Source organism: Gilliamella sp., from assembly GCF_024104075.1.
Lineage (GTDB): Bacteria > Pseudomonadota > Gammaproteobacteria > Enterobacterales > Orbaceae > Gilliamella > Gilliamella bombi.
On sequence record NZ_JAGGHR010000052.1, the window covers coordinates 1 to 9,397 of the forward strand.

Below are 9,397 nucleotides of genomic sequence, written 5' to 3' on the forward strand. Positions count from 1 at the left end.
CTCATCGGACACGCATTTTGTTAAAATGAAAGCCGATGAGTAATACGTGTCTGTCAGGTTAAGTTTGAGCTACTACATTTTTGGTTCTGGGGTGTTTTGCTTATCGTGTTCATTCTGCTTGGTTGTATCATTACAGTTACACTCAGCTTTTTTTATGACATATCAGATATCCTCTTTATTTCAGGCCTGTTTGCTTTCCCTGTTGTTTCTTGGCTGTTTATATTTTTATATGGTGTTTATCTCTATGGTAATCGTCTAGCTTATATTGAACAGTGGAATTTATGTATAGAAGAGCGTAAACAAAAACTGATTCATTATGGGCAAAGAGGATTATATGTTTTAGGCTTTTCACTTATTACAGAACAGGGCGAAACAAGAAATGCCGCCTCTATCGTCAATAATGATTTTTTTATGATAAGTAAATTACACCGCAATAGTGGCATTGTTATTCCCCATACGACTTTATCTGTGATTGATGGTATGAAATCTGAAAGCTTTGATGAGCGTTTAAAGGCCATTTTTAGTCGTTTTGAAAAAGAATACAAAGCTAAATTTGCAACTGCGTTAACACAATCAAATTTGCATGTTAGGTTATTTATTGATGTTGAAGTTTCAAACGATAAAATAAAGGCATTATGGATGGAAACATTGGGAAAAAGAATTTGTCATCCTGCTAGCTTTGAAATTGAAGATCCCAGCCATTCATCTACATTTATAGAAACATGGTTAGACGATAGTGCTCATGATGATGAGTTGCTTTTGGTGATTAATACACATCTGTTTTCTGCTCCAATTAAAGACGAAGGTGAGTTTGCGTCAATGCTAGTTCTAGCAGGGGAAAACGTAAATAGAGCGCCATTTTTTCCTACTGCTAATTCGCCATTAATAAAAGTTTATCGTAGTGAACAAAAAACGGAATTCACGCAAACTATTGAACATGCTTTATTGTGGGGTAGTGCCGATGATAACCAGTATGGCGGGGTTTGGTATAGCGGTATTTTGTCAGATTTTAAAAATGAAATTATGCACCACTTTAATCGAATTCAGTTTTAAGCAAAAAATCATTTTAATATTGATACTTCAATTGGTTATGCTGGTTATTGTTCGTATTGGTTAGCATTAGTATTAGCCATTGAAAATGTATCTATAAAAAAAGATAAACAATTGATCATGGTAGGTAAAACACCACTTACCGCTTCGGTTGTGTCATATTTGCAAGAAAATAACACTTGTTAAGCGTTAAGGTAATATATATAGTTATGTCAAATTTTTGATTTTTATTTGTATTTTTACCGTGATAACGTTAAGGCATCTTATAGAATATGATATCCTTTAATCCTCCCGACTTATTTGGCAGAATTTGAACAGCATTATAAAGGGCGGGATGTATTACTTATTAAATGAGACATTTAATAAAATATCGCACTGAAAATTAAAACTAAAGATTAAGCCTTACTCAAAAATCGGACAAATGCTGCTATGGTATAGTTAAAAATTATAGAATAAACGACTATGATGAAAAAATTTGGCGTCGAGTTTAAACAACAATTGATTAATCATTTAATTACTTATTTATTTTTATATCACTCGGTAGACATTAGTTAGTATGTTTTAGTTGAATTGCATTTTATTTATATATTAAAAACTGATTATTTTAAATTATTTGCATTAATTTAAAATAATCAGTTAACTTTTTGCTTTTATACTGTTTGGTATATACTGATGTACTGTTTTATCTATATTTATTTTTTATGGTTAAGCGAAGTATTAATCTCTTTATAGCACTGTTTGCTATCGCAATTATTGCTATGGAAACTTATATTTATTGGCATACAAAGTTTCGCCCTTGGCAACCAAGTTCTTCTATAGGCCGATTAATTTATTATTATAGCTTTTTTACGGTGTTATCAAATTTGATGCTGGCATTAAGTTGTTTGTGGTTATCTGTTAACCCTAATTGTAATCGATATAGTTTTAAAGTTATTCGCTTAAATGGTTTGGCTGGTGTGATTATAACGGCTATTGTGTATAATTTAGTGTTAAGAGGTATCCATACCCCGCCTAATGCATTAATGAAAATCACTAACGAAAGTTTACATGCTGTTATACCTGCTTTGGGTTTATTAAGTTGGCTGATTTGGGGGCCATTTAGACGCATCAACGTTCATGTCATTATAGGATCAATATTATCAATGCTAGCTTATGGCATTTATATTTTTGTCCGAGGTTATTATACTAATCAATATCCATACCCTTTTATTAATGTTGTACGAATCGGTTATCCCAAAGCTTTGTATGCTTCAAGTATTGTTTTTTTATTATTTTTGGGGTTAGTTTTTTTATTATGGGCGATTGAACGCTTAAGGAAGCGAAAATGAAACTGTATATTTATGAGCATTGTCCTTTTTGTGTTAGGGCTAGAATGATTTTTGGTCTAAAAAATATACCGGTTGAAAAACAGGTATTTTTGAGTGATGATTTTCAATCACCAGAGCGCATGATTGGTGAAAAAATGGTGCCTATTTTACAAAAAGATGATGGTAGCTATATGCCTGAAAGTTTAGACATTGTTGATTATGTTGATAACAATTATGGCGATAAACCCATTTTAACAGGTCCTAGATCGCCAGATATCACAGATTTAATAAAACAGTTGCAACAATATGATTATAAGTTAGTGTGTCCACGTTATATAAAACTAGGTTTAGCTGAGTTTGCGACACAAAGTGCTATCGATTCTTTTGTTAATAGTAAATCAAAAAAAATGGGATCGTTTGATGAATGTTTGATGCAAACGGATTCATTAGTGTCTGCCGTATCTGCTATATTAAATAAACTTGAGTTATTGATTGTGTCACCAGATGCATGTAATGGACAATTATCTTTAGATGATATCTGTTTGTTTCCAGTTTTACGGAATTTGACGTGTGTTAAAAGCTTAACTTTTTCATCTAAAATTAAGGATTACCTACAATCAATGGCTAAACTTAGTAAAGTTGATCTATTTTTTGATAAAGCTATTTAACAATTAAAAATACAGATCTTGCTATTTTTGTTTGATATTAAATCATAATTCTAAAACGTAGGGTAAAAAAGAACAGGAAAAATAGGAATAAACCTGTTCTTTTTTGTTTTAGCAATTAATTACCTAATTTAACATCAATCACTTCAATATTATCTTTACCACCATAGATATCGTACCAAGGTGTTGCATATTGTTTTAATATCTTATTGAGATGTTCAACATTTTCACGACCAGTTTGATCTAGCCAAAGTTTTAAACCTTCTTTGCCTCCATTAGCATAGGCCGCAACACCTTCAAACCATGTTGCTCTACCTCCAAGGATGCCGCTATATTTAGCGCCATTTTCACCGGCAAAAATAAGTTCTTGGTGGAAGGTTTTTGTTGGTACGCCAGCACTTAAATAGATAAAAGGGCGGGTTGCGACTTCACTTGCTTGTTTAAAATAGTCAGCAGCTTGTTTTTGTGTGTAAACAACTACATTGTTGTCGTTAAAGCCTTCTACATTTTTAAACAATACGGGAACTTCGACTTTTAAAATATCAATATAATACTGTTCTTTAGTAAACTCTTTTATCGTGTTGATGACTTTTTGAGGTTTAATTTTTGCAAATTCAGGACTTTTATCATCGGTTATCACATTGTCATATACAATCGGTTCAACAAATACAGGAATATCAGCAGCTCTAGCTTCATTGCCTAAACGTTCTAAAAATGCGTGTTTTTTATCTAAAATATCTTGAGGATCATCTGGATTATAATAAACCAATACTTTTGCGGCATCGGCACCTTTTTTTATTAGGCGTTGTAATGAATCCTCAGGCAAAATATCGGGTAATCGTCCTGGAGTACTAGCATCATATCCTGTTTTTTCGTATGACATGATTAATCCAGCATTGCTATTTTTAGCTGCCATGCCTTTAAAACCATATTCTTCATCTAACAATATTGCACTAACATATTTAGTTAATTCTTGAGAGACAAGTTCTTTAAATTCATACACCATATCGATATGATAACGATCTTTCCCCACAGCAGATTCCATCATTTTAACCATTGAACCGCGTTGATCGATCGCTAATGCTGCAATAATACCATCTTGGTTTGATAACTGCTGCATACGTGTAAATTTACCACGAGAAATACATTTTTTCGCCATTTTATAGCTCTCCGTTTAGTAAGATGTGTTATTGTAGTTTTTTTATTTGGTTGTTTATTAATCATTTGTGCTAGTTTTAACGATATGCATAATTTTAATAAATTCAATTGTTATGTAGTGGCATTATGATTGAGCTAAATAATTACTTGATTCGTTATCTTCTTTTAAAAGAGCAAGTGTTAGAGTATAGTAGTTAAAAATATAAAACTGTTTGTAAACAATAATTTACAAGGATGAACATGCACAAAGTACTCCATACACCAACAAGAACTTTAAATGCTCAGGATTATAAAACGTTGTCGCTTTCTGCATTAGGTGGAGCATTAGAATTTTATGATTTTATTATAGAAGTTCCTGGCGCTTGGACTTTTGTATCTGAGCATGTACCGAAAAATAAAATTGGGTTGGCATGTGGAATATTGACAAGCGGATTGAGCCTAGGTATTTTGCTCGGTTCGTTAGTTTCAACGGCCATGAATAAGTGCTTATCTTCGGAACAACTTATTGATTGGGGATGGCGCATACCATTTATAGTTGGCGGTGTCTTTGGATTGATAGCAATGTATTTACGTCGTTGGTTAAAAGAAACACCAATTTTTCTGGAAATGCAAAATCGTAAACAACAAGAGTTAGCTAAAAAAATACCCGTGCTCACTGTATTGACGGGGTATTTGCCTCAAACTATTTTATCTATGCTACTCACTTGGGTGTTGTCTGCTGGTATTATGGTTATTATGCTAATGACACCAATTTTATTACAAAAGCAATTTGGTTATTCAGCGATAGATGCGTTGCAAGGAAATATATTAGCTATCATTGGACTAATTATAAGTTGTACATTTTATGGAATGATGATGGATAAATTTGCTATGGGGAAAGTGATGTTAATAGGTTGTGTTATTGCAACTATTGTTATTGCTATTTTTTATCTATCATTAGATAACCCACATCTTTTATTTATTACTTATTCTTTAGCAGGTTTTAGTGTTGGTATTGTAGGCTCTTTTGCTTATTTTATGGTGAGAGTGTTTCCTACCCAAATTCGTTATAGTGGTGTATCATTTTCATTTAACATGGCTTACGCTATTGCGGGCGGATTAACACCTCTGTTGATCTCCTTTTTGAGTGATTTTGTTAGCAAAATGGCACCAGCTATTTATGTTATTGGATTATTTGGATTTGGTGCATTGATTGGATTATATTTATTTATTAAGGATAACAGTCAAAAGTATATAGCTAAAGATATTGCATAATAAATGCTGACCATAGAATTTTAATTATTATTTAATAATATGTTGAAATGGAAAGTATAAGAATTTATTCTTACTTTCCATTTACCTGACCTACCTTATATTCAAACCAGCCAGATTTATTCATTTAAACGATATATCCAACTTATTTTGTTAAAAACTTTCAGGAAAGACTACGTTTTAGTATAGTTTATTAAGTAATCAATGTTATTTAATGAAATTGTGAAATTACTCATATTTTTCAAAAATAATTAGTTTAGAATGATAAGTAATCATGTTTTAACTTTAAAATTATTTAGGAGAAAAAATGAAAGCAGCAGTTATTAAGCAAGAGTGCGATGGTCAAGTCGAAATCAAAGATATTCCTATTCGTCCTTTAGAAGCAGGGGAGGCCTTAGTTGATGTTGAGTATTGTGGTCTTTGTCATACTGATCTTCATATTGCAGCTGGCGATTTTGGTAAAAAACCAGGTCGTGTTATTGGACATGAAGGTGTAGGGATTGTGATTAAAGTTGCCCCAGATGTAAAAAGCTTAAAAGTTGGTGATCGGGTGAGTATTGCTTGGTTCCATGCTGGTTGTGGTACTTGTGAATATTGTATTTCTGGGCAAGAAACGTTTTGTCGTAACGCATTAAACTCTGGATATACTGTTGATGGAGGCATGGCAGAGCAGTGCATTGTTAAAGCTGATTATGCGGTTAAAGTGCCAGAAGGGCTCGATCCTGCACAAGCAACAAGTGTAACTTGTGCTGGAGTGACTACCTATAAAGGTATTAAAGTGGCTGCTACTAAACCAGGACAATGGCTTGCAGTATTTGGGATTGGCGGTTTGGGAACACTTGCTGTCGAATATGGTAAAAAAGTGTTTAATAATAAAGTGGTTGCTATTAGTAACAGCGATAGCCAATTAGAATTATGTAAAACACTAGGTGCTGATTTGGTCGTTAATCCTAAAAAAGTTGAGGATGTGGGCGTTTATATTAAAGAACACACTGGAGGAGGAGTGCACGGTGCTGTTGTAACTTCTGTGACTAAAACAGCATTCAATCAGGCCATCAATTCAGTGCGACCTTTAGGGCGTGTGGTCGCCTTAGGTTTGCCTTCAGAAAATATGGATTTAAGTATTCCTAAAACCGTGTTAGATGGTATTCAAGTTTTAGGTTCATTGGTTGGAACTCGTGAAGATTTAGCAGAAGCATTTCAGTTTAGTGCAGAAGGAAAGGTCGTGCCGATAGTTGAAAAAAGACCGTTGGAAGATATCAATGATATGATCGACGAAATGAAAGCAGGTAAAATTCGAGGCCGTATGGTTGTTGATATGAAAATGCAGAAGTCTAAATAAATTAACCTTATTTGTAATTCAAAAAGCTGGCTATATGCTGGCTTTTTTTATAAATCAAAAAATTATTTATTTGATTTATCGAGGTTTTTATGTAAATGATGTTAATCTTTTCTTGTTTTTTATAAATAAATCCCTATCATAATCAAATTTTGCTAATTAATTTTATATGTTTCAAGAGGAACTTCATGGCAGATCATAATTTAGAGAATAATTTGCGCAAGGATCTTGGTTTAGTTTCTGCATTATCACTAGTCGTTGGAATGGTTTTAGGTGCAGGAGCTTTTATGAAACCTCCTGCTGTGTTAGAAGTTGCTGGTGATTATAATTTTGCGTTGCTAGCTTGGGTAATAGGTGGTGTATTTTCTATTTGTGGTGGTTTAACTCTTTGTGAACTAGGAGTCATGTTTCCTCGAACTGGTGGAATGTTAGTATATTTAGAAAAAATCTATGGTGCGAAAGTTTCTCACCTTTATGGTTGGATGATAACTGTCTTATTTGCGCCTTCACTTATTGGAGCACTAGTCGGATATTTTAGCTCAGTATTTTGCTTATTATTTCATATCAATGATGCTTATCGAATGGCTGTGAGTGCTGGCGTTTTAGTGTTTATTGCAACAATCAATGCAGTAGGTGTTAAAAAAGCAGGTTATTTGCAAACTATTGCCACTATATGCAAACTTATTCCAATACTATTATTAGCTATATTTGGATTATGGAAAGGTAGTGGACAAGTGGTATTGTTCAGTGCTAGTGGGCAAGGGATTGAAAGCTATGCGCCTTTCGCTGTCGCTATTTTAGCTACGTTATTTGCGTATGACGGTTGGGCGCAGGTCGCATCGGTAGCTGGTGAAATTCGTAATCCGTCGAAAGTTTTACCCCGAGCCATAATTTTAGGCATAATCTTCCTTGTTATAGTTTATGCCTGTATTAATATTGCATTATTCAAAATTTTTCCTGTTAAAGAAATGGTATCACTAGGACATGATACTTCAGCGGTTGCTTCACAGCGGATGTTTGGGCATTTTGGTGGTAATTTAGTTGCAGTTGGTATTATGATTTCCATCTTAGGCGGCATTAATGGCTATATTATGACGCTATCTCGCACAATTTTTAGCATGGGAGAACGAGGGACTATCATTGGTGCACGTTATTTAAGTACTATTGATGAAGAAAGTCGCTCACCAATTAATGCGATTATCGTTTTAGTTATTTTTTCTTTCCTTTATTCAGTGTTACTCGATGCTGATCGTCTATCTGAAATATCGATGTTTTCCATATGGGTATTTTATTTATTAACTTTCATTGGTGTAATAATTGCTCGAAGAAAATACCCGAATGTGACTAGAACTTATAAAGTAATTGGTTATCCGATTATTCCTATCATCGCTATGTTAGGTGCAATATATGTTATTTACGGAATGTTAATTTATCAAACCGTAAATGGTATAGCTTCAATAGTGGTCACCTTAATTGGTTTGCCTGTGTATTACTATTATCATATAAGAAATAAAAATAAAGCGCTATCACTTGGTGAAATGAAAAAATATGATACTAGCACTAAATATATGATCGTTACGGTTTCAATAAGTATCATTTTGGGATTAATTGTTTATGGTTATATCGTTAGTGGCAAATGATAAGAATAGTTAATTATTAATTTAAATTCTAAAATCAATACAATAAATAGGCCGCTAATGTCGGTTTATTTTTTTTAATAAAAAGTTAAATATAATTTGAAACCAAGCTATAAATATTTTGATCATGAAAAATACCATTAAGATATTCAGCTTGTTTTAATCGCCCTTCATAACTAAATCCACATCGTTTAGCGACTTGGTTACTTTTTAGATTAGCTACTGAACACTTTATAATAAAGCGTTTAATTATTCGTTCTTGAGCATAAAATTGGGTAAGTGCTTGGATTGCTTGAGTCATAATCCCTTTTCCTTGTGCTCTGCTATCTAACCAATAACCGATATAAGCTGTTTTATTCGCTTTATCGATTTGATTGAAGGAAAGTAATCCAACAGGAATACCTTCGAGTAAAATCACATAAATTTTTGCTTGATCTTGTCGATGTTTAACAAAGCAATCATTTAAAAAATTAGTTGTATCAACTTCATTTATCACGAAGTTAGGCCATGCCATAAACTGACTAAAATAATCTCGATTAAAATTAATAATATTGAATAATTCTGTTGCATAATTTTTTGTCGCAGTTTTTAAACAAATATGTTTATTAACACTGATAAAATCTTGGTTATTACTAGTCATTTTTAACCGTTTAAAGTACATCTACGAGAAAACTGCAATTGTAAATGATGCCAGATCTATCTGTCTAGCATAATGATATTATATATTAATGACTAATATGCAGAAAAACAATGGGTTATTTGCAATTCATTATTAAAATAATCTTCTAAAAACTCATAAGGCATTTTTTCAGAAATCATTTTATGGGTTTTAGCTGTGTTATAATAATTAATAAATCGATTAAATTTTTGTTTTCTATCATTACATAATGCAACCACATAATATTTTAGGAGCTAGAATGCTTAAATCAAAATATAATGTTCCAAAAAATATTGATAAACGTATTTCAAAGTTACAGTTAAAAATAGATT

Annotated in this window: 8 protein-coding genes; 6 read left to right on the plus strand and 2 right to left on the minus strand. The window is 32.6% G+C overall.

The annotated features are described in order from the left end of the window. The first annotated feature begins 105 nt into the window (after nt 1-105). The 3 genes from J6569_RS10640 (at nt 106) to grxB (ending at nt 3,025) form a co-directional block, all read left to right on the plus strand. Complete coding sequence (locus J6569_RS10640) at nt 106-1,053, plus strand: hypothetical protein (RefSeq protein WP_296318417.1); 948 nt, start codon at nt 106-108, stop codon at nt 1,051-1,053. A 698-nt stretch (nt 1,054-1,751) separates the two neighbouring features. Further along, a complete protein-coding gene (locus tag J6569_RS10645; RefSeq protein WP_174798975.1) occupies nt 1,752-2,378 on the plus strand; it encodes a Pr6Pr family membrane protein in 627 nt (208 codons plus the stop codon). Then, entirely contained in the window at nt 2,375-3,025 is a 651-nt protein-coding gene (gene grxB, locus J6569_RS10650) for a glutaredoxin 2 (RefSeq protein WP_296302066.1), read from the plus strand. Before J6569_RS10645 ends, grxB begins: the two co-directional genes overlap by 4 nt. Nucleotides 3,026-3,140: 115 nt before the next feature. Here the strand turns inward: grxB and J6569_RS10655 are convergent, their stop codons facing one another. Further along, nucleotides 3,141-4,181, minus strand: coding sequence for a tagatose 1,6-diphosphate aldolase (locus tag J6569_RS10655; protein ID WP_065560449.1), 1,041 nt, complete (start codon nt 4,179-4,181; stop codon nt 3,141-3,143). Nucleotides 4,182-4,420: 239 nt separating this feature from the next. Between J6569_RS10655 and J6569_RS10660 the strand changes: the two genes are divergently transcribed. From J6569_RS10660 to J6569_RS10670, 3 genes are all read left to right on the plus strand, one after another. Then, a complete protein-coding gene (locus J6569_RS10660; protein WP_296318418.1) occupies nt 4,421-5,434 on the plus strand; it encodes an MFS transporter in 1,014 nt (337 codons plus the stop codon). 304 nt (nt 5,435-5,738) lie between these two features. Beyond that, nucleotides 5,739-6,773, plus strand: coding sequence for an alcohol dehydrogenase AdhP (adhP, locus tag J6569_RS10665; RefSeq protein WP_296318419.1), 1,035 nt, complete (start codon nt 5,739-5,741; stop codon nt 6,771-6,773). A 185-nt stretch (nt 6,774-6,958) separates the two neighbouring features. Beyond that, nucleotides 6,959-8,410 carry an amino acid permease gene (locus J6569_RS10670; protein WP_065575028.1) on the plus strand — a complete coding sequence of 484 codons (1,452 nt, stop codon included), beginning with the start codon at nt 6,959-6,961 and terminating at the stop codon, nt 8,408-8,410. Between the two features lie 85 nt (nt 8,411-8,495). On the opposite strand, the gene rimL is transcribed toward J6569_RS10670, so the two are convergent. Next, nucleotides 8,496-9,047: a 50S ribosomal protein L7/L12-serine acetyltransferase gene (gene rimL, locus J6569_RS10675; protein ID WP_296300876.1), complete on the minus strand. Its 552-nt coding sequence runs from the start codon at nt 9,045-9,047 to the stop codon at nt 8,496-8,498. Nucleotides 9,048-9,397 lie beyond the last annotated feature (350 nt).

Coding starts and splice junctions, on each gene's coding strand:
- J6569_RS10645 (WP_174798975.1), top strand. CDS start 1,752: ATGGTTAAGCGAAGTATTAATCTCTTTATAGCACTGTTTGCTATCGCA.
- grxB (WP_296302066.1), top strand. CDS start 2,375: ATGAAACTGTATATTTATGAGCATTGTCCTTTTTGTGTTAGGGCTAGA.
- J6569_RS10655 (WP_065560449.1), bottom strand. CDS start 4,181: ATGGCGAAAAAATGTATTTCTCGTGGTAAATTTACACGTATGCAGCAG.
- J6569_RS10660 (WP_296318418.1), top strand. CDS start 4,421: ATGCACAAAGTACTCCATACACCAACAAGAACTTTAAATGCTCAGGAT.
- adhP (WP_296318419.1), top strand. CDS start 5,739: ATGAAAGCAGCAGTTATTAAGCAAGAGTGCGATGGTCAAGTCGAAATC.
- J6569_RS10670 (WP_065575028.1), top strand. CDS start 6,959: ATGGCAGATCATAATTTAGAGAATAATTTGCGCAAGGATCTTGGTTTA.
- rimL (WP_296300876.1), bottom strand. CDS start 9,047: ATGACTAGTAATAACCAAGATTTTATCAGTGTTAATAAACATATTTGT.